Source organism: Pseudomonas sp. D4-21, assembly GCF_051132125.1.
Lineage (GTDB): Bacteria > Pseudomonadota > Gammaproteobacteria > Pseudomonadales > Pseudomonadaceae > Aquipseudomonas.
Window position 1 is genome coordinate 4,350,303 of record NZ_CP071664.1, and the last position, 25,649, is coordinate 4,375,951.

26 protein-coding genes and 2 tRNA genes are annotated in these 25,649 nt (G+C 60.4%); 14 read left to right on the forward strand and 14 right to left on the reverse strand.

Annotated elements, in window-relative coordinates; genetic code table 11:
* Window positions 1-59: 59 nt before the first annotated feature.
* Window positions 60-1,775 carry a proline--tRNA ligase gene (locus J3Q04_RS19425; RefSeq protein ID WP_420764297.1) on the forward strand — a complete coding sequence of 572 codons (1,716 nt, stop codon included), beginning with the start codon at window positions 60-62 and terminating at the stop codon, window positions 1,773-1,775.
* A gap of 17 nt (window positions 1,776-1,792) precedes the next feature.
* On the forward strand, window positions 1,793-2,746 hold the full coding sequence (locus J3Q04_RS19430) for a hypothetical protein (protein WP_434609900.1): 954 nt from the start codon (window positions 1,793-1,795) through the stop codon (window positions 2,744-2,746).
* A 63-nt stretch (window positions 2,747-2,809) separates the two neighbouring features.
* Here the strand turns inward: J3Q04_RS19430 and dinB are convergent, their stop codons facing one another.
* Window positions 2,810-3,871 carry a DNA polymerase IV gene (gene dinB, locus J3Q04_RS19435; RefSeq protein ID WP_420764295.1) on the reverse strand — a complete coding sequence of 354 codons (1,062 nt, stop codon included), beginning with the start codon at window positions 3,869-3,871 and terminating at the stop codon, window positions 2,810-2,812.
* 282 nt (window positions 3,872-4,153) lie between these two features.
* On the opposite strand from dinB, the gene J3Q04_RS19440 reads away from it, so the two are divergent.
* The 4 genes from J3Q04_RS19440 to J3Q04_RS19455 all read left to right on the forward strand — a co-directional run bounded on the left by J3Q04_RS19440 (window position 4,154) and on the right by J3Q04_RS19455 (window position 8,608).
* Window positions 4,154-4,230, forward strand: a tRNA-Met gene (locus tag J3Q04_RS19440).
* 220 nt (window positions 4,231-4,450) lie between these two features.
* Window positions 4,451-4,527, forward strand: a tRNA-Met gene (locus J3Q04_RS19445).
* Window positions 4,528-4,751: 224 nt separating this feature from the next.
* Window positions 4,752-7,319, forward strand: a complete 2,568-nt coding sequence (mprF, locus tag J3Q04_RS19450) for a bifunctional lysylphosphatidylglycerol flippase/synthetase MprF (protein WP_434611528.1) — start codon at window positions 4,752-4,754, stop codon at window positions 7,317-7,319.
* The gene (locus tag J3Q04_RS19455; RefSeq protein WP_434609897.1) at window positions 7,319-8,608 is read left to right on the forward strand and encodes a virulence factor family protein; all 1,290 of its coding nucleotides are present in this window, start codon (window positions 7,319-7,321) and stop codon (window positions 8,606-8,608) included. The genes mprF and J3Q04_RS19455 overlap by 1 nt, the downstream gene beginning before the upstream one ends.
* A 55-nt stretch (window positions 8,609-8,663) precedes the next feature.
* On the opposite strand, the gene J3Q04_RS19460 is transcribed toward J3Q04_RS19455, so the two are convergent.
* The 3 genes from J3Q04_RS19460 to J3Q04_RS19470 form a co-directional block, all read right to left on the reverse strand.
* Entirely contained in the window at window positions 8,664-8,951 is a 288-nt protein-coding gene (locus J3Q04_RS19460) for a type II toxin-antitoxin system RelE family toxin (RefSeq protein WP_434609895.1), read from the reverse strand.
* A gap of 11 nt (window positions 8,952-8,962) precedes the next feature.
* Window positions 8,963-9,253, reverse strand: coding sequence for a type II toxin-antitoxin system Phd/YefM family antitoxin (locus J3Q04_RS19465; RefSeq protein WP_434562598.1), 291 nt, complete (start codon window positions 9,251-9,253; stop codon window positions 8,963-8,965).
* 177 nt (window positions 9,254-9,430) lie between these two features.
* Window positions 9,431-11,272 (reverse strand): potassium transporter Kup, encoded by a 1,842-nt coding sequence (locus tag J3Q04_RS19470; protein ID WP_420764452.1) that lies wholly within the window; start codon window positions 11,270-11,272, stop codon window positions 9,431-9,433.
* A gap of 334 nt (window positions 11,273-11,606) precedes the next feature.
* On the opposite strand from J3Q04_RS19470, the gene rimO reads away from it, so the two are divergent.
* The 5 genes from rimO to tsaA all read left to right on the forward strand — a co-directional run bounded on the left by rimO (window position 11,607) and on the right by tsaA (window position 15,835).
* Complete coding sequence (gene rimO, locus J3Q04_RS19475; protein ID WP_420764293.1) at window positions 11,607-12,947, forward strand: 30S ribosomal protein S12 methylthiotransferase RimO; 1,341 nt, start codon at window positions 11,607-11,609, stop codon at window positions 12,945-12,947.
* A 251-nt stretch (window positions 12,948-13,198) separates the two neighbouring features.
* Entirely contained in the window at window positions 13,199-13,672 is a 474-nt protein-coding gene (locus J3Q04_RS19480; protein ID WP_420764451.1) for a GNAT family N-acetyltransferase, read from the forward strand.
* Window positions 13,673-13,753: 81 nt separating this feature from the next.
* A complete protein-coding gene (locus J3Q04_RS19485) occupies window positions 13,754-14,464 on the forward strand; it encodes an rRNA pseudouridine synthase (protein WP_420764292.1) in 711 nt (236 codons plus the stop codon).
* A 55-nt stretch (window positions 14,465-14,519) separates the two neighbouring features.
* On the forward strand, window positions 14,520-14,981 hold the full coding sequence (locus J3Q04_RS19490) for a DUF1456 family protein (protein WP_420764291.1): 462 nt from the start codon (window positions 14,520-14,522) through the stop codon (window positions 14,979-14,981).
* A 155-nt stretch (window positions 14,982-15,136) separates the two neighbouring features.
* Window positions 15,137-15,835 carry a tRNA (N6-threonylcarbamoyladenosine(37)-N6)-methyltransferase TrmO gene (gene tsaA / locus J3Q04_RS19495; protein WP_434609892.1) on the forward strand — a complete coding sequence of 233 codons (699 nt, stop codon included), beginning with the start codon at window positions 15,137-15,139 and terminating at the stop codon, window positions 15,833-15,835.
* Window positions 15,836-16,042: 207 nt separating this feature from the next.
* Here the strand turns inward: tsaA and fpr are convergent, their stop codons facing one another.
* A complete protein-coding gene (fpr, locus tag J3Q04_RS19500) occupies window positions 16,043-16,822 on the reverse strand; it encodes a ferredoxin-NADP reductase (protein WP_003198368.1) in 780 nt (259 codons plus the stop codon).
* A gap of 122 nt (window positions 16,823-16,944) precedes the next feature.
* Between fpr and J3Q04_RS19505 the strand changes: the two genes are divergently transcribed.
* Window positions 16,945-17,871 (forward strand): LysR family transcriptional regulator, encoded by a 927-nt coding sequence (locus tag J3Q04_RS19505; protein ID WP_039594356.1) that lies wholly within the window; start codon window positions 16,945-16,947, stop codon window positions 17,869-17,871.
* Between the two features lies 1 nt (window position 17,872).
* Here J3Q04_RS19505 and J3Q04_RS19510 read toward each other — a convergent pair whose 3' ends face one another.
* The 3 genes from J3Q04_RS19510 to J3Q04_RS19520 form a co-directional block, all read right to left on the reverse strand.
* Window positions 17,873-18,235: a diacylglycerol kinase gene (locus J3Q04_RS19510; RefSeq protein WP_420764289.1), complete on the reverse strand. Its 363-nt coding sequence runs from the start codon at window positions 18,233-18,235 to the stop codon at window positions 17,873-17,875.
* A 71-nt stretch (window positions 18,236-18,306) separates the two neighbouring features.
* Window positions 18,307-18,960, reverse strand: coding sequence for a response regulator transcription factor ErdR (erdR, locus tag J3Q04_RS19515; RefSeq protein ID WP_434562592.1), 654 nt, complete (start codon window positions 18,958-18,960; stop codon window positions 18,307-18,309).
* 216 nt (window positions 18,961-19,176) lie between these two features.
* A complete protein-coding gene (locus J3Q04_RS19520; protein WP_434562590.1) occupies window positions 19,177-19,920 on the reverse strand; it encodes a tRNA-uridine aminocarboxypropyltransferase in 744 nt (247 codons plus the stop codon).
* 183 nt (window positions 19,921-20,103) lie between these two features.
* Between J3Q04_RS19520 and J3Q04_RS19525 the strand changes: the two genes are divergently transcribed.
* Window positions 20,104-20,526, forward strand: a complete 423-nt coding sequence (locus J3Q04_RS19525) for a quorum-sensing-regulated virulence factor family protein (RefSeq protein ID WP_420764286.1) — start codon at window positions 20,104-20,106, stop codon at window positions 20,524-20,526.
* Here the strand turns inward: J3Q04_RS19525 and J3Q04_RS19530 are convergent, their stop codons facing one another.
* Window positions 20,527-20,721 carry a hypothetical protein gene (locus J3Q04_RS19530; RefSeq protein ID WP_420764285.1) on the reverse strand — a complete coding sequence of 65 codons (195 nt, stop codon included), beginning with the start codon at window positions 20,719-20,721 and terminating at the stop codon, window positions 20,527-20,529.
* Between the two features lie 500 nt (window positions 20,722-21,221).
* Here J3Q04_RS19530 and J3Q04_RS19535 point away from each other — a divergent pair, with 500 nt between their 5' ends.
* Entirely contained in the window at window positions 21,222-22,340 is a 1,119-nt protein-coding gene (locus J3Q04_RS19535) for a TIGR00730 family Rossman fold protein (protein ID WP_434609888.1), read from the forward strand.
* Window positions 22,341-22,382: 42 nt separating this feature from the next.
* On the opposite strand, the gene recX is transcribed toward J3Q04_RS19535, so the two are convergent.
* The 5 genes from recX to J3Q04_RS19560 form a co-directional block, all read right to left on the reverse strand.
* The gene (gene recX / locus J3Q04_RS19540) at window positions 22,383-22,850 is read right to left on the reverse strand and encodes a recombination regulator RecX (protein WP_434609886.1); all 468 of its coding nucleotides are present in this window, start codon (window positions 22,848-22,850) and stop codon (window positions 22,383-22,385) included.
* Between the two features lie 8 nt (window positions 22,851-22,858).
* Window positions 22,859-23,911, reverse strand: a complete 1,053-nt coding sequence (recA, locus tag J3Q04_RS19545) for a recombinase RecA (RefSeq protein WP_434609884.1) — start codon at window positions 23,909-23,911, stop codon at window positions 22,859-22,861.
* An 83-nt stretch (window positions 23,912-23,994) separates the two neighbouring features.
* Complete coding sequence (locus J3Q04_RS19550) at window positions 23,995-24,495, reverse strand: CinA family protein (protein WP_434609882.1); 501 nt, start codon at window positions 24,493-24,495, stop codon at window positions 23,995-23,997.
* Between the two features lie 70 nt (window positions 24,496-24,565).
* The gene (locus J3Q04_RS19555) at window positions 24,566-25,081 is read right to left on the reverse strand and encodes a lysis system i-spanin subunit Rz (RefSeq protein WP_434609880.1); all 516 of its coding nucleotides are present in this window, start codon (window positions 25,079-25,081) and stop codon (window positions 24,566-24,568) included.
* Window positions 25,078-25,623 (reverse strand): glycoside hydrolase family 19 protein, encoded by a 546-nt coding sequence (locus J3Q04_RS19560; RefSeq protein WP_420764279.1) that lies wholly within the window; start codon window positions 25,621-25,623, stop codon window positions 25,078-25,080. Before J3Q04_RS19560 ends, J3Q04_RS19555 begins: the two co-directional genes overlap by 4 nt.
* Window positions 25,624-25,649 lie beyond the last annotated feature (26 nt).

Consider the following 25,649-nt stretch of genomic DNA (forward strand, 5'->3'; position numbering starts at 1 on the left):
CATCTCGCCCGTACAATGCTGCGTCACTTCTCGTCATCAGCAACCGACAACGGCCAACCATGCGCACCAGTCAATTTTTGCTCGCCACACAGAAAGAAACGCCTTCCGACGCCGTCGTGATCAGCCACCAGCTGATGCTGCGTGCCGGCATGATCCGCAAACTCGCCTCCGGCCTGTACACCTGGCTGCCGATGGGCCTGCGGGTCATGCGCAAGGTCGAAGCCATCGTCCGTGAAGAAATGGACGCCGCCGGCTCTCTGGAAGTGTTGATGCCGAGCACCCAACCGGCCGAGCTGTGGCAGGAGTCGGGACGCTGGGAGGAGTACGGCCCCGAGCTGCTGCGCATCAAGGACCGTCACGGTCGCGACTTCTGCGCAGGCCCGACCCACGAAGAAGTGATCACCGACCTGATGCGCAACGAGTTGAGCAGCTACAAGCAGCTGCCCATCAACCTGTATCAGATCCAGACCAAGTTCCGTGACGAGATCCGTCCGCGCTTCGGCCTGATGCGCGGTCGCGAGTTCATCATGAAGGACGCCTACTCGTTCCACGCCGACCTGGCGTCGCTGCAGGTTACTTACGACCGCATGCACCAGGCGTACTGCAACGTGTTCACCCGCCTGGGCCTGAAATACCGCCCGGTTGAAGCCGACAACGGCTCCATTGGCGGTGCCGGCTCCCACGAATTCCACGTACTGGCCGAGTCCGGCGAAGACGACATCGTCTTCAGCAACGGCTCCGACTACGCCGCGAACATCGAGAAAGCCGAAGCCGTGCCACGGGAAACGTCCCGCGCCGCGCCGACCGAAGAATTGCGCCTGGTGGATACACCCAACACCAAGACCATCGCCCAGTTGGTGGAAGGCTACAACCTGCCGATCGAACGCACCATCAAGACCCTGATCGTGCGCGCGGAAGAAGAAGGCAAGCTGATCGCCCTGATCGTCCGCGGCGATCACGAGCTCAATGAAATCAAGGCGGCCAACCAGCCTGGCGTCGCAAGCCCATTGGTCATGGCCACCGACGCCGAGCTGCGCGACGCCATCGGCGCCGGCGCCGGCTCCCTCGGCCCGCTGAACCTGCCGCTGCCGATCATCATCGATCGCTCGGTGGAGCTGATGAGCGATTTCGCCATCGGCGCCAACATCGACGACAAGCACTATTTCGGCGTGAACTGGGAGCGCGACCTGCCGGTTCCAGCCGTCGCGGACCTGCGCAACGTGGTGGCCGGCGATCCAAGCCCGGACGGCAAGGGCACTCTGGAAATCAAACGCGGTATCGAAGTCGGACACATCTTCCAGCTGGGTGACAAGTACAGCAAGGCGATGAAATGCGAGGTGCTGGGCGACAACGGCAAGCCGGTCACCCTGCAGATGGGCTGCTACGGCATCGGTGTATCCCGCGTGGTGGCCGCTGCCATCGAGCAGAACAACGACGAGAACGGGATCATCTGGAGCGACACACTGGCGCCCTTCCAGGTCGCGCTGGTGCCGCTGCGCTATGAAACCGAACAGGTTCGCGAAGCGACCGACAAGCTCTACGCCGAATTGACGGCCGCTGGCTTCGAGGTGCTGCTGGACGACCGCGACAAGAAAACCAGCCCCGGTATCAAGTTCGCCGACATGGAACTGATCGGTATCCCGCACCGGATCGTAGTCAGTGATCGCGGCCTGGCCGAAGGCAACCTGGAATACAAGAGCCGCACCGAGGCCGAGCCGCAAGCGCTACCGGTCGCCGAAGTGCTGTCCTTCCTCCAGGCTCGTATCCGCCGCTGAGACCAGATAGAGACGTCATGTTCAAGCGAAACACCTTAGGCCTCGGGGGCGCCGCACTGTGCGGCGCCCTGCTGGTCAGCGGCTGCGCCAACCAGATGTCGCAACGCAACGAGCACGAAGAACGGATCGAGCGCAAGCTGCTCGACCATAGTCTGCAGATCGATGTGGGCGAGCCCAAGGTGCTCGACTTACCGCAGCGTCGGGTTCGGATCAACGAGCAAAAAACTTTCGAGGTCACTGAATTCGAAGTCACCCGGCACTACGATCGCTACACGCCCTACCAGCCATGGCGCGAGGTCTATGAGATCCCGCTGGGCGCGGTGGCGGTGGTGGCCGGTGTCGGCGCGAACGTGGTCAATGTGTTCGCCCTGGGCACCTTGCCTGACACCGCGACCCGTGACTGGATCAGCTACGGTTTCGCCGGCCTGAACCCATTCATGAACGTCCCGTCCAACGGTCGAGCGCAACAAAACCTGGCCGGTATCGACGAAATCCAGCGCGACAAGCGCACCGAGCACTCGAGCCTGCCCTGGAGCGAACGCTCGGTACAGGTGAAGGCCGCCCGCCAGACATTCGAGATGAGCACCGACCGCAACGGGGTGCTGCGCTTGAACCTGCTGGAAAGCCCGTTCGCCGAACATGACCTGAGCCAGTTCGGCAAATTGCAAATCAGCGTGACGGATGCCCAGGACGAGGTGCATACCGACTCGTCGCTGAGCATCAGCAGCACCCTGCGCAGCAAATTGGTCGAAGCCCACGCATTGATCTACGACGACCTGGAAGATGACGAAGTGAGCCAGTGGGTTCACCGGGTCAAACGCCTGTCGGAACTGGGCCTTGAAGAAGAAGCCAGTGAGCTGGAGCAAAGCCTGATCGAACTGACCCGCAACGATCCGGAACTGCAGACCGAGTTCCTGAAGGCGTTGACCAAGGATGGCGGACGGTTGGTGGCGGACCCAGGGGCGAGTTGAACCTGGCTGAACGAGGGATGCTTCCCCTGTGGTGAGGGGATTATCCCTCACCACAACGAGCGCTTACCGATCAAACAGCTCCAACTGTTCATACCCTCCCCGCAAATCCTCCAACCGTACCCCGATCCCCAACAACCGCACCGGCTTGCCGCCACGGTTGAAGGCCTGGGTCAACAAAAGCTGGTAACTGCCCAGATCCCGCCCGGCCCCGGACTGCTCCAGGGTGGTCTGGGTGAAATCATGGAATTTGACTTTGACGAATGGCTTGCCCGGGCGGTAACTGCTGTCGATCCGCGCCATGCGCCCGCTGAGGGTTTCCATCAGCTCCGGCAACTTGTCCAGGCAGCTTTTCAGATCGGGCAGATCAACGTCGTAGGTGTTTTCCACGCTGATGGACTGACGACGGCTGTCGTTGTGCACCAGACGCTCATCGATCCCACGGGCAAGGCTCCAGAGGCGCTCGCCAAAACTGCCGAATTCACGCACCAGGGCGAGCTTGTCCCACTGACGCAACTGTGAACAATCGGTGATCCCGAGCCTGTTCAACTTGTCGGCGGTGACCTTGCCAACACCGTGGAGTTTATTCACCGGTAATGCCGAGACGAAATCTTCCACTTGGTCGGGGGTGATGACAAACAAGCCATTGGGCTTCTTCCAATCACTGGCGATCTTGGCGAGAAACTTGTTCGGCGCAACGCCAGCGGACACGGTGATGTGCAGCTGATTGGAGACACGCCGGCGAATGTCTTGGGCAATACGCGTGGCGCTGCCGCCAAAATGCGCGCTGGCGGAGACATCCAGGTAAGCCTCGTCGAGGGACAGCGGCTCGATCAGATCGGTGTAATCGCTGAAGATCGTGTGGATTTCCTTCGACGCCTCTCGGTAGGCGTCCATCCTCGGCTTGACGATGGTCAGGTCAGGGCAGAGCTTCAGCGCATGGCCGGAAGACATGGCAGAGCGCACGCCATAGGCCCGGGCCTCATAGTTGCAGGTCGCGATTACGCCGCGCCGGTCCGCCGAGCCGCCGACCGCCAATGGCTTGCCGGCCAGCTGCGGATCATCACGCATCTCGATAGCGGCATAGAAGCAGTCGCAGTCGACGTGGATGATTTTGCGTTGCGTCATGAGAGAAGCGGCACACGGATTGATTCGGGGCGCCAGTATCTCATTCGAACCTGTATATAGCACCAGTGCTTTGAAAGATCCTTCGTTGAACCTTGAAAATTCCTACATGGATGTATTTCCTCAATCACCCAGAGCCCGCCAATAGGGCGCCAGCCCTTGCCCGGCTTGCGTCACAGCGCGAAACCTGGCCCTGCCCCTGGGCTAACCGCTTGAAGCGGAACATGTTTTTCCCGGATAAGGGTTGACAGCCCGTCGATCTTCTGTAGAATGCCGCCTCACAGACGCGGGATGGAGCAGCCTGGTAGCTCGTCGGGCTCATAACCCGAAGGTCGTCGGTTCAAATCCGGCTCCCGCAACCAAACATCAAGAAAGGCTACTCGAAAGAGTGGCCTTTTTTGTGCGCGCCTGATTTATGCGCCTGCGCCCCATGGCGCTTCTATCAACCTAAGCCCTTGCTGATGGTTGTAGGACAATTTTCTTTTGTTTTCGTGTATTTAGGTGAACTCGTCGTTTATTTCACCCAGCCCCTTATTAACGGTTGACACTCTGGCGTTCGCCTGTAGAATGCCGCCACACAGACGCGGGATGGAGCAGTCTGGTAGCTCGTCGGGCTCATAACCCGAAGGTCGTCGGTTCAAATCCGGCTCCCGCAACCAAACATCAAGAAAGGCTACTCGGAAGAGTGGCCTTTTTTGTGCGTGTCGTAAAAACTCCATGACAAATATTTTGTAATATTTTCCACCGCAGGGATTGGTAACTTGGCTGGATACCCCCATCCTGTCGCGCATAGCTCAAGAGGTGATTGATGCGCGCCCACTCGTCTGACCCACAAGACACTGTTTCTGCGACACAACCGATCAAGGCCGAGCGATTGCGCTGGATGGAGCGGATCAGCCAGTACCGGCAACCGATCGGCCTCGCTGTCACGCTGCTCCTGTTTGCAATTGCCTTGATCGCCTGCCGCCATCTGTTGAGCGAGCTCGACCTTTACGCCCTTCACGACTCGATCCTCGAGGTGCCGAGGCCGGCGCTGCTCGGCGCGATCGCCGCGACCGTGGCCGGTTTTGTCATTCTGCTGGGCTATGAGTGGTCCGCCACCCGCTACGCGGGGGTGAAGCTGCCGCCGCAAACCCTGGTGCTAGGGGGCTTCAGCGCTTTCGCCATTGGCAACGCCATCGGCCTGTCGCTGCTGTCGGGCGGCTCGGTTCGTTATCGCCTGTATGCTCGCCATGGCCTGGGGGCGACGGATGTCGCCCATATGACGTTGTTCGCCAGCCTGTCGCTGGGCTGCGCCCTGCCGCCCTTGGCCGCCCTGGCGACACTGAGCAATCTGCCTGCGGCATCCGCCGCCTTGCATCTTCCAGCCACGTTGCTGGGATCGATCGCCGTCGCGGTGCTGCTGCTGACTGGCGTGCTGGCGGTGGGTATCTATCGCCGTCGCCTGCCGGACCAACCCTACCGCGACAGCCTGCTGGTCAGGGCCGGTCGCCGGACCTTGCGGCTGCCCGGCCGACGCCTGACGCTCCTGCAATTGGTGATTACCGCGCTGGACGTCGCAGCTGCCGCGACGGTGCTCTATCTGTTGCTGCCCGAGGCGCCCCCGTTCGGTCCATTCCTGTTGGTGTACTTGCTCGCGCTGGCCGCCGGTGTACTCAGCCACGTGCCGGGCGGGGTCGGGGTGTTCGAGGCGATCCTGCTGGCCGCGTTTGCCGACAAGCTGGGTGCCGCGCCGCTGGCCGCCGCCTTGCTGCTGTATCGCTTGATCTACGTGCTGCTGCCGATGCTGGTAGCGTGCGTGCTGCTGCTGATCAACGAGGCGCAACGACTCTTCCAGACACGCCAGTCCTTGCGGGCGGCGTCAGGTTTCGCGGCACCGATCCTGGCCGTGCTGGTGTTTTTGTCGGGCGTGGTGCTGCTGTTTTCCGGGGTGACACCCGAAATCGACACCCGCCTGGAGCACATCGGGTTTCTGATTCCTCACCGACTGGTGGATGCCTCGCACTTTGGCGCCAGCCTGATTGGCGTGCTGTGCCTGTTGCTGGCCCAAGGCTTGCGCCGTCGCCTGTCCGCCGCCTGGATGCTCACCACCGTGTTATTGCTGGTGGGTGCCCTGCTCTCGCTGCTCAAGGGCTTTGATTGGGAAGAAGCCACGCTGCTGACCTTGACTGCTGCCCTGCTGTCGATCTTCCGGCGTTCGTTCTACAGGCCGAGTCGCCTGACCGAGTTGCCGTTTTCGCCGTTGTTCTTGATCGCTAGCCTGTGCGTCCTGGGGGCGTCGATCTGGCTGTTGCTGTTCGCCTATCAGGACGTGCCCTACAGCCATCAACTGTGGTGGCAATTCACCCTGGATGCCGACGCTCCCCGCGGCCTGCGCTCATTGCTCGGTGCCGCGGTGCTGCTGGTGGTGGTGTCGCTGACCTGGTTGCTGCGCACCGCGCGGCCGGTGATTCACTTGCCTACGGCACAAGAGCTGGAACGCGCCAAGACCATTCTCATGGCATCGTCTCAACCCGACGGCGGCTTGGCCCTGACCGGCGACAAGGCGCTGCTGTTTCACCCCAACGACGAGGCATTTTTGATGTACGCCCGTCGCGGCCGCAGCCTTGTCGCGCTGTACGACCCGATCGGGCCGACCCAGCAACGGGCGGAAATGATCTGGCAGTTCCGTGACCTGTGCGACATCTATCACGCCCGGCCAGTGTTCTACCAGGTACGCGCCGAGAACCTGCCTTACTACATGGACATCGGCCTGACCGCGATCAAGCTGGGCGAAGAGGCGCGAGTCGACCTCAAACGTTTCGATCTCGAAGCCAAGGGCAAAGAGATGAAGGACCTGCGCTACACCTGGAATCGCGGCACCCGCGATGGCCTGTCGCTGGAAATCCACGAGCCGGGCCAGGCGCCCATGGAGGAACTGAAAGTCATCTCCGACGCCTGGCTGACCGGCAAGAACGTCCGGGAAAAAGGCTTCTCCCTCGGACGATTCAGCGATGACTACCTCAAGCATTTCCGCATCGCGGTGATTCGTTTCGAAGGCCGGCCGGTGGCATTCGCCAACCTGCTGGAAACCCACAACCACGAATTGGCCAGCCTCGACCTGATGCGCGCCCACCCCGAGGCGCCGAAGCTGACCATGGAATTCATGATGGTCGGCCTGATTCAGCATTACAAAAACCATGGCTACGCTCGCTTCAGTCTCGGCATGGTCCCTTTGTCGGGCTTGCAGCCGCGTCGCGGCGCACCGCTGACCCAGCGCCTGGGGTCGATGGTGTTTCGCCGTGGCGAGCAGCTTTACAATTTCCAGGGGCTGCGCCGCTTCAAAGACAAATTCCAGCCTGACTGGGAACCTCGTTACATGGCCGTGCCCGCCGGACTCGATCCGCTGGTTGCACTGGCTGATACCGCCGCCCTGATTGCAGGCGGCCTGACTGGATTGGTGAAACGCTGATGATGCAACGCTCGTGGCGATACGTAGTGGCCGCCCTGCTGGTGCTGGCTGTGATTCTCGGTGGCGGCTACTGGTATTGGAACCGCCCTGCCCCGCAACCGACCCTGGAACAACTGGAACCCGCCGACGGCGTGCCAATGACGCGCATCATCCCCGGCACCAAGCCCCGCGCCCAGGTGCTGGTGGCCGTGAATGAGGACCAAAAGCTCAGCGACACCCAGTTGACGACCCTCAGCCGCAGCGGCTCGGCACAGATCGTCCAAGTGATCCTGCCCAAGGACTGCATGTTGCAAGGCCGTGCTCTACAGGCCGGCCTGAGACAACTCCACGGCCCGGCCACGCTGGTCAGCGGCATCGGCCCCGGCGCCGTGCTGGCCTGGCGCTGGTTGGCCGAGCAGAAGGACGACAATGCCCGGGCCGTCTCGGTGGACCTGGCCCTGGAAAAACCTGGCTGCACGCACCTGCTGCCCAAGAGCGCCGCACACGGTCACTGGCTGGTCGCCTGGAACGATAACCCCGACGACACCAGCGCCGGGTTCGTTCGTGATCAACACAATGCCGAAACCAGCATCAGCGACTACGACATCAACCTGCCGCAAGTGCTGAACAATGAACTGCGCAAGATCCTGGTAGGTGCCGAAAAGGGCAAGGGCGGCCTGAGCATCCCGGTGGTGGAGGTGCCCGCCAGCCAGGCCCGGGATACCGTGACGCTGTTTCTCTCTGGCGACGGTGGCTGGCGTGACCTGGACCGCGACGTGGCCGATGAAATGGCCAAGGTCGGCTACCCGGTCGTCGGCATCGACACCCTGCGTTACTACTGGCAGCACAAGAGCCCCGAACAGAGCGCCGCCGACCTGACCGAGCTGATGCAGCACTACCGCCAGATCTGGGGCACCAAGCGCTTCATCCTGACCGGCTACTCCTTCGGCGCCGATGTGCTGCCGGCGATCTACAACCGTCTACCGGCGACAGAGCAACAGCGTGTCGATGCAATCATCCTGCTCGCCTTCGCTCGCACCGGCAGCTTCGAAATCGAAGTCGAGGGCTGGCTCGGCAACGCCGGCACCGAAGCCGCCACCGGCCCGGAGATGGCCAAGCTGCCCGCCGAAAAAGTGGTGTGCATCTACGGCGCCGAAGAGGCCAACGAAAGCGGCTGCACCGACAAGACTGCCGTGGGCGAAGTCATCAAGTTGCCGGGCGGCCACCACTTCGATGAAAACTACCCGGCCCTGGCCAAGCGCCTGATCGGCGAGATCGACAAGCGCCAAACCAAGCCTGCCGTGCAATAAGCGGGGGCAAGCCAGACAAAAGCCCCCACCGCCGCAAGGCACTTGGGGGCTTTTGTTAACGGCGACGTTCTGCCGCGTCGTATACTTCTTTATCTCGCCGCGCGCCAACGGCGACTATCAGCACCTGAATCGCTTTTCCGTCGACCCTGTAAACAATGCGGGTATCACCCGTTCGGATCCTTCGGCACCCGGCCAGGCTGGCTCTGAGCGGCTTGCCGATCTTGTCCGGCTCGCCATTGATGATCCGCTCTTCGATGACATCAAGGATACGGTTCGCAGCCGCAACACCCAACTGATCCAGATCGTCTTGAACCTCCGGATGGTAAACAACGTTCCAAGCCATTCACCGCCCCTTCAGTCGTTTTTGGCATACCGCGCCCGCATATCCTCATGACTGACGGCCTTGGCCCGATCGAAATTGATCAAGCGTTCACGAGCCGTCGCCTCGACGCGAAGATTTTCCAGCTCATCGAGCATTTCCTGATAAGCGTCGACGTTGATGATCACCGCTGCGGGTTCATTGTCCTTGAAGATCACCAGCCTTTCGGTTGCACGACTCGATACTTCCTTGAGCTTCGCGCTGAACCCCCTGACCATTGCCGTAACGGATATCGCTTGATCCGCCCGCTCCAGTAGTGCTGCCATACCCCACCTCCTTCCACCTGATTCCGCATACTTTAAAACACATCTTTAACTGTAAAATATTACGTCATATTAGACGCAAATCAAGGTAAGGAAAGACCAACCGACCAAATGCCCAAGAGGCTCCCACAAAAAAGCCCCCACCGCCGCAAGGCAATGGGGGCTTTTTGTTTCCCGGTGCTACATCTCCACCTGCGTCCCCAATTCAATCACCCGATTCAACGGCAGATTGAAAAAGCGCAGGTTGCCGTTGGCATTTTTCAACATGAAAGCAAACAACGATTCACGCCAACGCGCCATGCCCTCCAGCTTGGAGGCGATAACAGTTTCGCGACTGAGAAAGTAGGTGGTGCGCATCGGACTGAAATCCAGGTCGTCCAAATGACAGAGCTTGAGCGCCTCGGGCACGTCCGGCTCGTCGGTAAAACCGAAATGCAGGATCACCCGGAAGAAGCCCTCGCCATAGGCATCGACCTCGAAACGCCGTTGTGGCGGCACGCGGGGAATGTCTTCGTAGACCACTGTCAGCAACACCACCTGCTCATGCAGCACCTGGTTGTGCAGCAGATTGTGCAATAGCGCATGGGGCACCGCATCCGAGCGCGCCGTCAGGAACACCGCCGTGCCCTGGACCCGGTGCGGCGGCTGCACGCGGATGCTGCTGATGAAGACCGGCAGCGGCAACGCCCCTTCGTCCAGCCGCTCCACCAACAGCTGCTTGCCGCGTTTCCAGGTGGTCATCAATACGAACAAGGCAATGCCGGCTATGACCGGGAATGCGCCGCCCTGGATGATCTTCGGCACGTTGGCGGCGAAGTACAGCCCATCTACCAGCAAGAAACCGAACAGCACCGGCACCGCCAGCAGCGGCGGCCATTTCCATAGCAACAGGATCACGGCGGAGACCAGGATCGTGGTCATCAACATCGTACCGGTCACCGCCACGCCGTAGGCCGATGCCAGCGCTCCGGACGACTCGAAGCCCAGCACCAGCAAGACCACGCCGACCATCAAAGACCAGTTCACCGCGCCGATGTAGATCTGGCCCTGTTCGGCGCTGGAGGTGTGCTGGATGTACATGCGCGGGATGTAGCCGAGCTGGATTGCCTGGCGCGTCAGGGAGAACGCGCCGGAGATCACCGCTTGCGAGGCGATCACCGTCGCCAGCGTCGCCAGGCCCACCAAGGGCAGCAATGCCCAGCTCGGCGCCAGCAGATAGAACGGGTTGCGCGCCGCTTCAGGATCACCGAGCAGCAAGGCGCCCTGGCCGAAATAGTTGAGCATCAGGCCCGGCAGCACGAGGATGAACCAGGCACGGGCGATGGGTTTACGGCCGAAGTGGCCCATGTCGGCGTACAGCGCTTCGGCCCCGGTCAGCGCCAGCACCACCGCGCCAAGGATCGCTACGCCCATGCCCGGGTGGACGACAAAGAAACGCACGGCCCAGGCCGGGTTCACTGCGTTCAATACTTCCGGGTGCTGGCTGATGCCATACACGCCCAAGGCGCCGAGGACGAGGAACCAGGTCACCATGATCGGACCAAAGAGGATGCCAATGCGCGCGGTGCCGTGGCGCTGGATCAGGAACAACGCCACCAGCACCACCACCGATAGCGGCACCACCCAGTGATCGATGCCTTCGAATGCGAGGCCCAGGCCTTCGACCGCCGACAATACCGAGATCGCCGGGGTGATCATGCTGTCGCCATAGAACAGCGCCGCACCGATCAAACCGCAGATCACCAACAACGTACGCAGCCGCGCCCTGCCGGCCGCCGCGCGCCGCGCCAGGGCAGTCAAGGCCATGATTCCGCCTTCGCCCTGGTTGTCCGCGCGAAGGACGAACATCATGTACTTGATGGACACGACCCAGATCAGCGACCAGAAAATCAGCGACAGGATCCCCAGCACCCCGTCATGGTTGACGGGCACGCCATAACCACCGGAAAACACTTCTTTAAGGGTGTACAGCGGGCTCGTGCCAATGTCGCCATAAACCACCCCGACCGCCGCGACCAGCATGCTCAGCGGTTTGGCCGCCGAGTGCTCGGCGCCCGCCGCCTGACTACCTGCATGACCCATCCAACACTCCTGATTTCCAGACCTGCCTTCTTGAAAGAAGCCGTACGCTCTTGTGACGCAGCATGGGCGGTTTTACGCTTTGTAACAGACGTTCTGTTGACTGCAGCGTTCGCCAGAAGGCAAAGGCGCGAAGCATAGCGCAGCACTCGTCGTATTTCCCGGTATAAAGCTGGTCAAGTGCGGCGACCACGGATAGAATTGCGCACTTTTTGATCAGAGGCGCGTCAGGCGCCCTGTCTCCGCAAGAGACGATCCCCCTACACCGAGGTTAGACATGTCCACCACTACCGCGCCAGCCAATCCCAAGGTTGGCTTCGTATCCCTGGGTTGCCCGAAAGCGCTGGTCGACTCCGAGCGCATCCTGACCCAGCTGCGCATGGAAGGTTATGACGTTGTGTCCACCTACCAGGACGCCGACGTGGTGGTGGTCAACACCTGTGGCTTCATCGACTCGGCCAAGGCCGAATCCCTTGAAGTGATCGGCGAAGCCATCAAGGAAAACGGCAAGGTCATCGTGACCGGCTGCATGGGTGTGGAAGAAGGCAACATCCGCGACGTGCACCCGAGCGTGCTGTCCGTGACCGGGCCGCAGCAGTACGAACAAGTGGTCAACGCCGTGCATGAAGTCGTGCCGCCGCGCCAGGACCACAATCCGCTGATCGACCTGGTGCCGCCACAAGGCATCAAGCTGACCCCGCGTCACTACGCCTACCTGAAGATTTCCGAAGGCTGCAACCACAGCTGCAGCTTCTGCATCATCCCCTCGATGCGCGGCAAACTGGTGAGCCGTCCGGTGGGTGACGTGCTCGACGAAGCCCAGCGCCTGGTCAAGGCCGGCGTCAAGGAATTGCTGGTGATTTCCCAGGACACCAGCGCCTACGGCGTCGACGTCAAGTACCGCACCGGCTTCTGGAACGGCGCGCCGGTGAAAACCCGCATGACCGAACTGTGCGAAGCCCTCAGCACCCTCGGTGTCTGGGTCCGCCTGCATTACGTCTACCCGTACCCGCACGTCGACGAGCTGATCCCGCTGATGGCCGCCGGCAAGATCCTGCCGTACCTGGACATCCCGTTCCAGCACGCCAGCCCGAAAGTTCTCAAGGCCATGAAACGCCCGGCTTTCGAAGACAAGACCCTGGCGCGCATCAAGAACTGGCGTGAAATCTGCCCCGAGCTGATCATCCGCTCGACCTTCATCGTCGGCTTCCCGGGGGAAACCGAAGAAGACTTCCAGTACCTGCTGGACTGGCTGACCGAAGCCCAGCTCGACCGCGTCGGCTGCTTCCAGTACTCGCCCGTCGAAGGCGCACCGGCCAACGACCTGAACCTGGACGTGGTGCCGGATGACGTCAAGCAGGACCGTTGGGAGCGCTTCATGGCGCACCAGCAGGCCATCAGCTCGGCGCGCCTGCAAATGCGCATCGGCCGTGAGATCGAAGTGCTGGTGGACGAAGTCGACGAACAAGGTGCCGTCGGCCGCTGCTTCTTCGATGCTCCGGAAATCGACGGCAACGTGTTCATCGACAACGGCAGCAATCTCAAGCCAGGCGACAAGGTCTGGTGCAAGGTCACCGACGCCGACGAGTATGACTTGTGGGCTGAGCAGATCGGTTGATCCAGGCCTGGACTCAAGCCGAATAGGCTTTTGTGGCGAGGGAGCTTGCTCCCGCTGGGCTACGAAGTAGCCCTATCCTTGCGATTGCTACGCAATCGAGCGGGAGCTAGCTCCCTCGCCACAGGTTGTTTGCCAGCCACTCGCCGCCTCTAAAAAAAACTTTCTGAAGCCCTGCTCTGTAACAAGAAGCAGGGCTTTTTTACGGCTATCGTATGCAGACAAGAAAACTCCACCACAAGGAACAGGCGGACATGCGCCAGCATTCGGTCATCCACACACCGAAACCGAGCGATTATCAGGAACTGACCCGGGTCTGGGAGGCATCGGTACGGGCCACCCATGATTTCCTGCCCGACAGTTATATCGAACTGCTCAGAAACCTGGTGCTCACCCGTTACCTGGACGCGGTGATGCTCATCTGCACCCGTGATTCACGCCAGCGCATCACAGGGTTCGCCGGGGTCGCGGCTGGCAAGATCGAAATGCTCTTCATCGACCCCGAGCATCGCGGCCAAGGCCTGGGCAAACAACTGCTGCGCTATGCCATTGAACACCTGAACGCCGATGAACTGGACGTCAACGAACAGAACCCGCAAGCCCTTGGCTTTTATCTCAAGCAAGGGTTCGAAGTTATCGGTCGCTCGGCAAAGGATGGCATGGACCAGCCCTACCCGCTGCTGCATATGCGCTACAAGCAGCCCGATCTGAAAGCGGGGCGCGGCTAAAAACGGCATGAGGCAAATGGACCCGCGATTAACCGGCGCCAGACAGGTACAATGCCCACCCCTTTTTGTTACGGCCCCGTCATGACTGACCCGATTCGTCTCTCCAAGCGTCTCATCGAACTCGTCGGCTGTTCCCGTCGGGAGGCTGAGCTGTTCATCGAGGGCGGCTGGGTCACCGTGGACGGCGAAGTCATCGATGAACCGCAGTTCAAGGTCACCACCCAAAAGGTCGAACTCGACCCCCAAGCCAAGGCCACCGCGCCAGAGCCTGTGACCCTCCTGCTGAACGTCCCGGCTGGCATGGATGTCGACGCGGCAATGGCAACCCTGGGGCCACAGACCTTGAGCGAAGAACATCGCTTCGGCAAGCGCCCGCTCAAGGGCCACTTCCTGCGCCTGACCGCCAGCGCCGATTTGCAGGCTGGCGCCAGCGGCCTTTTGGTATTCACCCAGGACTGGAAGATCCTGCGCAAGCTCACCGCCGACGCGGCCAAGATCGAGCAGGAGTATGTGGTGGAAGTCGAGGGCGAGATGGTCGCCCACGGTCTCAATCGCTTGAACCACGGCCTGACCTACAAAGGCAAGGAATTGCCGGCGGTCAAGGCCAGCTGGCAGAACGAGAACCGCCTGCGCTTCGCCATGAAGAACCCGCAACCGGGCGTTATCGCGCTGTTTTGCCAGGCCGTCGGGCTCAAGGTCGTTGCCATCCGCCGCATCCGCATAGGCGGCGTGTCGATCGGCAAGGTGCCGTTGGGCCAATGGCGCTACCTGTCCGCCAAAGAGAAATTCTAATTTTCCGGCGCCGCACCGAACCGGGGCGCCCACTGCCTTCATCAGGATTGCACACATGATTCACAACGACGTACTGCGCAGCGTGCGCTACATGCTCGACATCAGCGACAAGAAAGTCGTCGAGATCATCAAGCTGGGCGGCTTGGAAATCTCCCTGGAAGATTTGGCCGGCTACCTCAAGAAAGATGAAGAAGAAGGCTTTGTGTTCTGCCCCGACCTGGTCATGGCGCATTTCCTCGACGGGCTGGTGATCTTCAAGCGCGGCAAGGACGAAAGCCGTCCGCCGCAGCCGATCGAAGTGCCGGTCACCAACAACATCATCCTGAAAAAGCTGCGGGTGGCCTTCGAGCTGAAGGAAGACGACATGCACGCCATCCTCAAGGCCGCCGACTTCCCGGTGTCCAAGCCGGAACTGAGCGCATTGTTCCGCAAGTTCGGCCATACCAACTACCGGCCGTGTGGCGACCAGCTGCTGCGCAACTTCCTCAAGGGCCTGACGCTGCGCGTTCGCGGCTAATGCCGAAGGGCTGTCATTTCTTGAAGCGCTGCTGATGGTGGCAGAGCTTTTGTGGCGAGGGAGCTTGCTCCCTCGCCACAAAAGCCCCCGCCATAAACGGCAAGACCAGCCGCCCGCGCTATGATGCCCTTTCAACCCTGCCTTGATCCCAGCCCATGACCTACAACGTCTCCCCCATCGGCTTCGTACGCTCCTGCTTCAAGGAGAAGTTCGCCATTCCGCGCCAACCACAACTGGCCCCGGCCGCGCGCGGTGTGTTGGAGCTGGTGGCGCCATTCGACCAGGGCGAGGCCGTGCAGGGTCTGGAGCAGGTCAGCCATGTCTGGTTGCTGTTCCTGTTCCATCAAGCCCTGAAAGACAAGCCACGATTGAAAGTACGACCGCCGCGCCTGGGTGGCAATAAATCCATGGGCGTCTTCGCCACCCGAGCCACCCATCGCCCCAACGGCATCGGCCAGTCGGTGGTAAAGCTGGAACGGGTGGAGGCCGCTCGACTGTGGATCTCGGGCATCGACCTGTTGGACGGCACACCCGTGCTCGATATCAAGCCCTACGTCCCCTACGCGGACATCATCGACTTGGCCTCCAACAGGATCGCCAGCGCCGCGCCTGAGTTGATTCCAGTGCAATGGGCGGACTCTGCCCTGCTTCAGGCACGCGACCACGCAAGGCGCCTCGAAGAGCCCTTGGTGGAGCTGATCGAACAATGCCTGGCCCAAGACCCACGTCCGGCGTATCAGGTTCCTACAGCTGAACGGGAATACGGTGCGCGGTTCTGGGATCTGGACGTGCGCTGGCATTACCCGGAGCCGGGGGTGATTCGGGTGTTGGAAGTCGTTCCTACGGCTGGATAAAACCCGGACACGAAAAAGCCCGCGCGGCCTTCATCAGACGGCGCGGGCTTTTTATGGTCTGTCAGTTGGACCAAGTCGCTGCCATCGCGAGCAAGCTCGCTCCCACAACTGATTTGCAGCGACCACCAAAGTTGTGGTCATACATATCCAGTGTGGGAGCGAGCCTGCTCGCGATGGCGGTCGGTCAGCCACCGCAAACGCCGAAGCTTACTTCTCTACAAACGCGCGCTCGATCAGGTAATCACCCGGCTCGCGCATACGCGGCGAAACGGTCAGGCCGAAGCTGTTGAGCACTTCGCTGGTTTCGTCGAGCATGCTTGGGCTGCCGCACAGCATCGCGCGGTCGTCTTGCGGGTTGATCGGCGGCAGGCCGATGTCGCGGAACAACTTGCCGCTGCGCATCAGGTCGGTCAGGCGACCTTCGTTCTCGAACGGCTCGCGGGTCACGGTGGGGTAGTAGATCAGCTTTTCGCGTAGCGCTTCGCCGAAGAACTCGTTCTGTGGCAGGTGCTCGGTGATGAATTCGCGATAGGCGACTTCATTGACGTAACGCACGCCGTGGCACAGGATCACTTTTTCGAAACGCTCGTAGGTTTCCGGATCCTGGATGACGCTCATGAAAGGCGCCAGGCCAGTACCGGTGCTGAGCAGGTACAAATGCTTGCCAGGCTTGAGGTCGTCCAGCACCAGCGTGCCGGTGGGCTTCTTGCTGATGATGATCTCGTCGCCTTCCTTCAAGTGCTGCAACTGGGAAGTCAGCGGACCATCAGGGACCTTGATGCTGAAGAATTCCAGATGCTCTTCCCAGTTCGGGCTGGCAATCGAGTAAGCGCGCATAAGCGGGCGGCCGTTGGGCTGCTGCAGGCCGATCATCACGAACTGACCGTTCTCGAAGCGCAGGCCCGGATCGCGGGTGCACTTGAAGCTGAACAGAGTGTCGTTCCAGTGATGAACACTGAGGACACGCTCGTGGTTCATGTTGCTCATGTACGGGGGACTCCTGGAAATGATGCCTGCGCCGGTAATCTGCGCAATTGCATCGCATTCTAATGGCGGCGACAATATCTGTTAAATGGATTATTAAGATAAGGGTTATCGGTTATATCGATATGCGATTTACTCTACGGCAACTTCAAGTCTTCGTCGCTGTCGCCCAGCAGGAAAGCGTGTCCCGTGCCGCGGGCTTGCTCAATCTGTCGCAGTCGGCCGCCAGCACTTCCATCACTGAATTGGAGCGTCAATCCAGCTGCCAACTGTTCGACCGCGCCGGCAAGCGCCTGAGCCTCAACGCCTTGGGTAAGCAATTACTGCCCCAGGCCGTGGCACTGCTGGACCAGGCCAAAGAGATCGAAGACTTACTCAACGGCAAGTCCGGCTTCGGTTCGCTGGCGGTCGGGGCCACGCTGACCATCGGCAATTACCTGGCGACGCTGCTGATCGGCGGATTCATGCAGCGCCATCCGGAAAGCCAGGTGAAGCTGCACGTGCAAAACACTGCCAATATCGTGCACCAGGTCGCCCATTACGAAATTGATCTGGGTCTAATCGAAGGCGATTGCAGCCATCCGGACATTGAGGTGCAGAGCTGGGTCGAGGATGAATTGGTGGTGTTCTGCGCGCCCCAGCATCCACTGGCCAAGCGTGGTCAGGCGACCATGGAGGAATTGACCCATGAAGCGTGGATTTTGCGGGAGCAGGGTTCAGGTACGCGGCTGACCTTCGATCAGGCCATGCGCCACCACCGCAGCGCGCTGAACATTCGCCTGGAATTGGAACACACCGAAGCGATCAAGCGAGCAGTGGAATCGGGCCTGGGCATTGGCTGCATTTCGCGCCTGGCCTTACGTGATGCTTTCCGTCGCGGCAGCCTCGTGGCCGTGGAAACCCCGGACATGGACCTGGCGCGGCAGTTTTATTTCATCTGGCACAAACAGAAGTACCAGACCTCAGCCATGCGTGAATTCCTCGACCTCTGCCGGGCCTTCACCGCTGGGGTCCAGCGCAGCGACGAGATCGTCCTGCCTGCCATCGCTTGAATCAGAGCAGCACCAGGCCCCAGACCAGGGCAATCATCGTCAGGGCGACAAGTTGGGCCGCGCTGCCCATGTCCTTGGCGTTTTTCGACAAGGGGTGCAGCTCAAGGGAAATACGGTCGATTGCCGCCTCTACCGCCGAGTTGAGCAACTCCACGATCAAGGCCAGCAGGCACACCGCTATCAACAGCGCCTGCTCCACGCGACTCACGTTCAGGAAAAACGACAACGGAATCAGGATGACGTTAAGCAGGACCAGTTGACGGAACGCCGCTTCGCCGACGAAAGCTGCACGCAGCCCGTCCAGGGAATAGCCGGAGGCATTGAGGATGCGTTTCAGGCCGGTTTGGCCTTTGAAAGGAGACATAGAGTGGGCAACTGATCGATAGGAGTGAAGAAGCTACTGTAATTGCAGTCAAAAAAGCGTGAATTCAGGCGCTACGACTGCGGCGAAATTGACTCAAGTTGTTGCAACAACAAGGCAGCCTGGGTCCGGGTGCGCACATTCAATTTACGAAAGATCGCCGTAACATGAGCCTTGATGGTGGCCTCTGACACATTCAGTTCGTAAGCGATCTGCTTGTTCAACAGACCTTCACAAACCATGGTCAGCACTCTGAACTGCTGGGGCGTCAGGCTCGCGAGCCCTTCGCTGGCCGCCTTGGCCTCGTCGGACACGCTCACCGCCTCGAACGCCTGCGGCGGCCAGGATACATCACCGCTGAGGACGGCCTTCACCGCCCGTTGAATCATTTCGAGAGAGCTGGATTTGGGGATGAACCCGCTGGCACCAAATTCGCGGGCCTTGACCATCACCGAAGCTTCTTCCTGGGCTGAGACCATCACCACGGGAATCTGCGGATACTGCCCACGCAACAGGACCAGCCCTGAAAAACCATACGCGCCGGGCATGTTCAGATCCAGCAGCACCAGGTCCCAATCAGCCTTTTCCGCCAATCGGGCTTCCAACTCCGCGATGCTGGCCACCTCCGTCAACCGGACATCCGAACCAAGGCCCAGGGTCACCGCCTGATGCAACGCGCTGCGAAAGAGCGGGTGGTCATCGGCAATCAGGATTTCGTATGTGGCCATTTTTCAAATGATCCTGTTTTTTTAAGGCAGGCCCGATGCATTCGCGCCTCGCCATGCAACTCAAGATAACGCCATTCAGCGTTATCCACAGGGGCACGTTCAACGCCAATCACAGCGTCTTAAACTCCGGCCGCACCCTGGTCGGCGCCAAGCATGCCCAGCGAAACCGGGGTGGTCAAGCTGCACGGCCACCGCTGTACCCAGTATGGGCCACTATTAGGCCAACGCCGCCTGAGCCGAGCGGACAAAGGGCAGCAGTTCGGCATGGGCCGGAGTCGACACGTTCACTTCCTGCTGACGCTTGGCGCCCAGGTAATGCTGGCTGAACACATCGAAATAGGCGTCCAGGGCCGACGCCGCGTCGCTATCGCCCGCCAGCTCAAGGCACAGCGCCGCTACCTCGGCGGTGCACAGGTGCTCACTGCGTGTGGAGCGCCGCAAGCGATAGCGCGACAGCCTGTCGGGCAGCAGGCTCAAGATGGGCAGCCGGTCAAAGTAAGGACTTTTACGGAACATCTTGCGCGCTTCCGTCCAAGTGGCATCCAGCAAGATGAACAAGGGACGCTTGCCCCGAGCCAGATCAACCGTGTGGGTTACCCGGGAGGGTTCGACATACTCACCTGGAAATACCAGGTACGGTTGCCATTGTGGATCGTTCAACAAAGCCAGGAGTTGCTCATCGACATCAGTGCGCGACCAGATGAAGGCATGGTTATCCCGTACCACATCGGCGATCAGCCAGCCCGTGTTGCTCGGCTTGAAGACTTCCTTATTAGTCATGATCAGGCAGACGCCGGAACGGGTCTCGACGCTCGGACGCCAGGCACATAAGCAATGGCTCTCGATCACTCGACAGGCGCCACAACGGGGCGCGCGCCACCCTCGGGCCTGGAGCGGCTTGATGCCTTCATCGACGCGTTGGTCGCGCAAGCGGGCTACGGCGTTGGAAGCACAGCTCATCGCGGGCAACGCCCGCAGACAGGAAAACTTGACACGAACCACACTCGCAAGGGCAATGAAGACCGGCAGTCTACCAGAGCGCGCAAACCTGTACCGTCTACCCGGGCTTCCCTATAATCGCCGCCACTGAACGCACAGTCACGTGACCGGTCGAACCACCAGTTACTGAACCAGGAGAGTTTCATGCTGCGCCTTATCGTTCCAACCGTTGCCGTTCTGCTGGCGACGTCCATCAGCGCTCAGGCTGCGTCGCTGAAAGAACTCGAACTGAACAAGATGCTGCAGAACGTTGCCAAGCAAAGCAGTGTCGGCACGCCGCGCGCGATCAACGAAGACATTCTTGACCAGGGCTACACCGTCGAAGGCACCGAGCTGATCAACCATCTCAGCGTCCAAAGCAGCCATGCGCAAAAAATGCGCGCGGATCCCAAGGCGGTTTATTTCCAGCTGGGCTCCACGGTGTGCACCAATCCAGGGTTCCGCAAACTGATGGCCAAGGGCGCGACCATGCGCTACGAGTTCACCGAAGTGAAGACCAACCGTCCGGTCGCCAGCGAACGTTTCCAGGAATCGGATTGCCCGAAACCGGCCAAGACCAAGAAATAATCAACCCGCGCGCGCGCGCCGCTGCTCTTCGTCGGCGCGCAGTTCCGCCACCAGCGCCTGCAAATAGCGTGAGCGCCATTCCCGACCTTCCAGCCGACGGCAACATTCCTCTTCCAGGCTTACCCGATTGGCTTGAGCCGCTTCCAACAACATCAAATACAACTGCCCTTCGAGCTCCAGCGTTACCCTGGTCATTTCTCCCGCCTCCCTGCCCATCAATGCAGCATTTCATCGCGCGGACGTCCAGCCCTGGACGTCGAACTACGTTGGCACGCCTTTAATGGAGTTAATCAGAGCGGTACGCACCCAGCCGGTGAGCTGACGAGCGGTACGGGCCGAGGTCATTACTGAACCCATCGCGAGCGACCGATGAGCGTAGGACTACGGGGAAATGTTGCAAACGTTCACATTCGAGCGCCATGATCTGGACAGCGAAGTTCACCGCCAGAGGCTAGATTCAACGTATCGTTTTTACTGGGCAGAAAGAGGCTGCCCTCACCAATAAGCGATGTTCAACCGTTTTTCATCCAAGGGAAACAGCAGGACCCGTTGGATGGCTTGGCCGCCTTGCTACAGATTACGTCGAGCCAGGTTTACGCCCGGGCACGCGCCCGGACTCACAACGGCACAGGAAGTGTCGTGGCCCTGATGAATCTCTCGTCAGGACCGGGGTCCTGTTCAGAAGGAGAAGCTGAATGCCTTACAAACCGAATGACCTGCTCAGCCGTCATTTTGAGAGCCATGGCCACGACCTCACCCGCAAGGTCGAAGAGCAACTCAACCTGGTATCGCCCAACAGCCCCAACCTCCCCATCTACCGCGACATGATCCTGACCGTGCTGCGCATGGCCCAGGAAGATCACAACCGCTGGAATGCGAAGATCACGCTTCAGGCCCTTCGGGAACTGGAACATGCGTTTCGAACGCTGGAACAATTCAAAGGGCGCCGCAAGGTTACGGTCTTCGGCTCGGCCCGAACGCCCATCGAACACCCTTTGTATGGCTTGGCACGGGAGCTGGGAGCGGCGCTGGCTCGGTCAGACATGATGGTGATCACCGGCGCAGGCGGCGGGATCATGGCCGCGGCCCATGAAGGCGCGGGCCGCGAGCACAGCCTGGGATTCAACATCACCCTACCCTTCGAGCAGCATGCGAACCCGACCGTCGAAGGGACGCAGAACCTGTTGCCGTTCCATTTCTTCTTCACTCGCAAGCTTTTTTTCGTCAAGGAAGCCGATGCCTTGGTGCTGTGCCCCGGCGGTTTCGGCACTCTTGACGAAGCATTGGAGGTCCTGACTCTGGTGCAGACGGGCAAAAGCCCATTGGTACCGGTGGTATTGCTGGACGTGCCCGGAGGCAAGTTCTGGCAGAGCGCCCTGGACTTTATCCGCGAACAATTGGAGGAAAACCGCTACATCCTGCCGACCGACATGAAGTTGATGCGCCTGGTGTACTGCGCCGAGGACGCTGTGGGGGAAATCAACCAGTTCTACCGTAACTTCCATTCCAGCCGCTGGCTCAAGCATCAGTTCGTGATCCGCATGAATCACGAACTCAGTGAACAAGCACTGCAACAAATGCAGGCCGAGTTCGCCGACCTGTGCCTGAATGACTGTTTCCATCAGCACGCTTACAACGGCGAAGAACCCGAGGAAGCGCCCTTCAGTCATCTGACGCGATTGGCATTTACGTTCAACGCCCGTGACCACGGTCGCTTAAGGGAATTGGTGGACTACATCAACCTGCCGGAAAACTGGGCCCAACCCACCGCCAAGGCCCACCCCCTGACTTGGGAGCCGATCAAGGTAACGTGAGCCCATAAAAAAACGGCCCGCTATCGACATAGCGGGCCGTTTTTAGTCGTCCATGCTGCGACCACTGAACAAGCGGTTGATCATTTCCATGGAATAGCCTCGATACGCCAGGAAACGCCCTTGCTTGGCACGCTCCCGAATGTCGATAGGCAAATGTCCCGAAAACTTGCGGCGCCAGGTCTCGGCTAACTGTTGCTGCCAATCGATACCGCTCTCGCGCAAGGCTGATTCGATATCCGCTCGTTGCAACCCGCGTTGGCCAAGCTCTTCACGAATGCGCATTGGACCGTAGCCGGAGCGGGCGCGATAAGAGACGAAGCTCTCGAGGTACCGCGCTTCCGATAACAGCCCCTCTTCCGTCAAACGGTCAAGAGCGGCGTCGATCAACTCATCATGAGCCCCGCGTTGACGCAGTTTACGCGTCAGCTCCACACGACCGTGCTCGCGCCTGGCGAGCAGGTCCATCGCAGCTCGCCGCACCGCGACGAGGGTATCGAGTACGGCAGTCATCGGATCAATCAGATATCTGCGTCGGCCAGGTTGTCGGCAGTCTCGCGGTTGGCCACGGCTTTGACGTCCGCCACCGGGCTCAACAGCTTGTCCCGCAGTTGCTTCTCGAGGGCTGCCGCGACTTCCGGGTTGTCCGCCAGGAATTTGGCCGAGTTGGCCTTGCCCTGACCGATCTTGGTGCCGTTGTAGGCATACCAGGCGCCCGACTTCTCGACGAAACCGTGCAGCACACCCAGATCGATCATTTCGCCGTTGAGGTAGATACCCTTGCCGTACAGGATCTGGAACTCAGCCTGACGGAACGGCGATGCCACCTTGTTCTTCACAACCTTGACGCGGGTTTCGCTGCCGACAACCTCATCACCTTCTTTCACCGCGCCAGTACGACGGATGTCCAGGCGAACCGAGGCGTAGAACTTCAACGCGTTACCACCGGTGGTGGTTTCAGGGCTGCCGAACATCACGCCGATCTTCATGCGGATCTGGTTGATGAAGATCACCAGGCAGTTGGCGTTCTTGATGTTACCGGTGATCTTGCGCAAGGCCTGGGACATCAGGCGAGCCTGCAGACCCACGTGCGTGTCGCCCATCTCACCTTCGATTTCCGCTTTCGGTACCAGGGCCGCCACGGAGTCGACGATGATCACGTCAACTGCGTTGGAGCGCACCAGCATGTCGGTGATCTCCAAGGCCTGCTCGCCGGTGTCCGGTTGGGAGACCAGCAGGTCATCGACGTTGACGCCCAGCTTGCCGGCGTATTCCGGGTCCAAGGCGTGTTCGGCGTCGACGAAGGCGCAGGTAGCGCCCGCTTTTTGAGCCTGGGCGATCACGGACAGCGTCAGCGTGGTCTTACCGGAAGATTCGGGACCGTAGATTTCAACAATACGACCTTTTGGCAAGCCGCCGATACCAAGCGCGATGTCCAGGCCCAGGGAGCCGGTGGAGATGGAAGGAATAGCCTGGCGATCCTGATCGCCCATACGCATTACGGCACCCTTGCCGAATTGACGTTCGATCTGACCCAAGGCCGCAGCCAAGGCTTTCTTCTTGTTGTCGTCCATTAAAGTCCTCACGTAATCAATAAGGCCTGACGGCCAACACCTGTATAAGTAGCCAGTATTATTCCACAGCGATCGGGGATCGCCTACCCCTGATTTGAGATTTCTGCGGCGGCATGTTGTAACAGCCCGTCTAGCGCGGCCTTCACCGTTTGTCGGCGGACCTCGTCGCGGTTGCCAGGTAAGAATTTCTGCTCGCTGTACACCGCCTCGCCAACACCCCAGGCAAGCCACACCGTGCCCACCGGCTTGTTCGGCGAGCCCCCGTCCGGCCCGGCCACGCCGCTGACCGCCACGGCAAACCGCGCCAGGCTTTTCTGCTGGGCGCCGCGCACCATGGCCTCCACCACCTCGCGACTGACCGCGCCGACTTTGTCGAACAGCTCTGCGGGAACACCCAACTGCTGGGTTTTCTGGCGATTGGAATACGTGACAAAACCGGCCTCGAACCAGGCCGAGCTCCCCGGAATCCGAGTGATTGCCTCGGCGATCCCCCCGCCGGTGCAAGACTCGGCCGTGGTGACATGGGCATTTAGCACCTGCAAGCGCCTACCCAATTCAGCGGCCAGTTCAGTGATGTCGTCCACGCTGCTCTCCTGATTCGACGCAATGGGCCCTACCGTACACGAGCAATCGCCGCTTGCAAGACTCGGCGGATTACCGGCCCAGCGCCCTGACATACGCCTGGCAGGCCTGCAAGGCAATCAGTCCACGGTCGCCCGCGTCGGTGATGGCGATAATTCGTTGAGCATGCGCCGGGTCAAGTCGGGCGCGTGAGGCGCCATGATCCACGCCGCCGGTGCCGGTGGTGGCAGGCACTGTACAACCGGCGGCGACATCGTCGGCGTCGAGGAGGACTGACAGCCGGACATTGGCAGTAGCAAGGCGATCGCGCAGGCGATCCTGATCACGTTGGGCATCGCTCAGGGCTCGGTAATGGGTTTGTTCGCTGGTGGAGAGTTGTTGTTCCAGGGCGAGGCGTTTCTGTGTTTCCTTATGCTGGGAAGCCGCAGCTGCCGCGGTCATCTGCTTTAAGGTCTCGGCCTGCGCCCGCGCTTGCTCGGCCAAGACCCTGCCGTAACGCCAATCCTGGACCTTCCATGCCATGCTGGTCGCCAGCAGTAAAAGCCCCAATACTGTGATGGGAAAGAACCTCAACAGCGCCGGATTCATCCCAACACCTGCAACGCCCGCCCATGCAAGGCCCGCCGTTGCGCCGCGCCATTCTGGCCGCCATTGATCCGCTGCGTGATGGCGTCGAATCGACCAGCATCAGCGAGAGAATTAAGCCCATGCGACGCCCAGAACCACGCAGCCGAAAGCGCGGCCCATCGCGGCAGCTCCAGCAATGCAGGCTGCTCCATCAGATCCAGACTCAAGGCTTTACCGCAGGCCTGGTAATTAGCCCGCCCGGTGATCTGGATCAGACCTCGCCCACGGTATTTTTGCCCGTCGCCATCGGCTTCGGGGGAGTTGCCCAGGCACGAAGCCAATCGGCCAGTGTCATACTTTGATAAATAAACATCGTTGCCTAGCTCCCGTACGTGCCGCAGCTGGCCGGACTCGTGCCCCACCTGTGCAATGAATGCGGCGGCACGCTTGGGGCCGATGATCTGGTAAAGCTCCATGGCAGTGCCTAAGAGAGGTGCAAAAACGCCGGCATTGTCGCCGGCGTTTGGGAGGATACGCAGTAGTTGGGCAGGGGTGATGAACATGGCGCTCTCTTTAACGCGAATGAATA

Excerpts from the sequence above, each read along its gene's own strand:
- J3Q04_RS19425 (WP_420764297.1), top strand. The coding sequence starts at position 60 with ATGCGCACCAGTCAATTTTTGCTCGCCACACAGAAAGAAACGCCTTCC.
- J3Q04_RS19430 (WP_434609900.1), top strand. The coding sequence starts at position 1,793 with ATGTTCAAGCGAAACACCTTAGGCCTCGGGGGCGCCGCACTGTGCGGC.
- dinB (WP_420764295.1), bottom strand. The coding sequence starts at position 3,871 with ATGACGCAACGCAAAATCATCCACGTCGACTGCGACTGCTTCTATGCC.
- mprF (WP_434611528.1), top strand. The coding sequence starts at position 4,752 with ATGGAGCGGATCAGCCAGTACCGGCAACCGATCGGCCTCGCTGTCACG.
- J3Q04_RS19455 (WP_434609897.1), top strand. The coding sequence starts at position 7,319 with ATGATGCAACGCTCGTGGCGATACGTAGTGGCCGCCCTGCTGGTGCTG.
- J3Q04_RS19460 (WP_434609895.1), bottom strand. The coding sequence starts at position 8,951 with ATGGCTTGGAACGTTGTTTACCATCCGGAGGTTCAAGACGATCTGGAT.
- J3Q04_RS19465 (WP_434562598.1), bottom strand. The coding sequence starts at position 9,253 with ATGGCAGCACTACTGGAGCGGGCGGATCAAGCGATATCCGTTACGGCA.
- J3Q04_RS19470 (WP_420764452.1), bottom strand. The coding sequence starts at position 11,272 with ATGCTGGTCGCGGCGGTCGGGGTGGTTTATGGCGACATTGGCACGAGC.
- rimO (WP_420764293.1), top strand. The coding sequence starts at position 11,607 with ATGTCCACCACTACCGCGCCAGCCAATCCCAAGGTTGGCTTCGTATCC.
- J3Q04_RS19480 (WP_420764451.1), top strand. The coding sequence starts at position 13,199 with ATGCGCCAGCATTCGGTCATCCACACACCGAAACCGAGCGATTATCAG.
- J3Q04_RS19485 (WP_420764292.1), top strand. The coding sequence starts at position 13,754 with ATGACTGACCCGATTCGTCTCTCCAAGCGTCTCATCGAACTCGTCGGC.
- J3Q04_RS19490 (WP_420764291.1), top strand. The coding sequence starts at position 14,520 with ATGATTCACAACGACGTACTGCGCAGCGTGCGCTACATGCTCGACATC.
- tsaA (WP_434609892.1), top strand. The coding sequence starts at position 15,137 with ATGACCTACAACGTCTCCCCCATCGGCTTCGTACGCTCCTGCTTCAAG.
- fpr (WP_003198368.1), bottom strand. The coding sequence starts at position 16,822 with ATGAGCAACATGAACCACGAGCGTGTCCTCAGTGTTCATCACTGGAAC.
- J3Q04_RS19505 (WP_039594356.1), top strand. The coding sequence starts at position 16,945 with ATGCGATTTACTCTACGGCAACTTCAAGTCTTCGTCGCTGTCGCCCAG.
- J3Q04_RS19510 (WP_420764289.1), bottom strand. The coding sequence starts at position 18,235 with ATGTCTCCTTTCAAAGGCCAAACCGGCCTGAAACGCATCCTCAATGCC.
- erdR (WP_434562592.1), bottom strand. The coding sequence starts at position 18,960 with ATGGCCACATACGAAATCCTGATTGCCGATGACCACCCGCTCTTTCGC.
- J3Q04_RS19520 (WP_434562590.1), bottom strand. The coding sequence starts at position 19,920 with ATGAGCTGTGCTTCCAACGCCGTAGCCCGCTTGCGCGACCAACGCGTC.
- J3Q04_RS19525 (WP_420764286.1), top strand. The coding sequence starts at position 20,104 with ATGCTGCGCCTTATCGTTCCAACCGTTGCCGTTCTGCTGGCGACGTCC.
- J3Q04_RS19530 (WP_420764285.1), bottom strand. The coding sequence starts at position 20,721 with ATGACCAGGGTAACGCTGGAGCTCGAAGGGCAGTTGTATTTGATGTTG.
- J3Q04_RS19535 (WP_434609888.1), top strand. The coding sequence starts at position 21,222 with ATGCCTTACAAACCGAATGACCTGCTCAGCCGTCATTTTGAGAGCCAT.
- recX (WP_434609886.1), bottom strand. The coding sequence starts at position 22,850 with ATGACTGCCGTACTCGATACCCTCGTCGCGGTGCGGCGAGCTGCGATG.
- recA (WP_434609884.1), bottom strand. The coding sequence starts at position 23,911 with ATGGACGACAACAAGAAGAAAGCCTTGGCTGCGGCCTTGGGTCAGATC.
- J3Q04_RS19555 (WP_434609880.1), bottom strand. The coding sequence starts at position 25,081 with ATGAATCCGGCGCTGTTGAGGTTCTTTCCCATCACAGTATTGGGGCTT.
- J3Q04_RS19560 (WP_420764279.1), bottom strand. The coding sequence starts at position 25,623 with ATGTTCATCACCCCTGCCCAACTACTGCGTATCCTCCCAAACGCCGGC.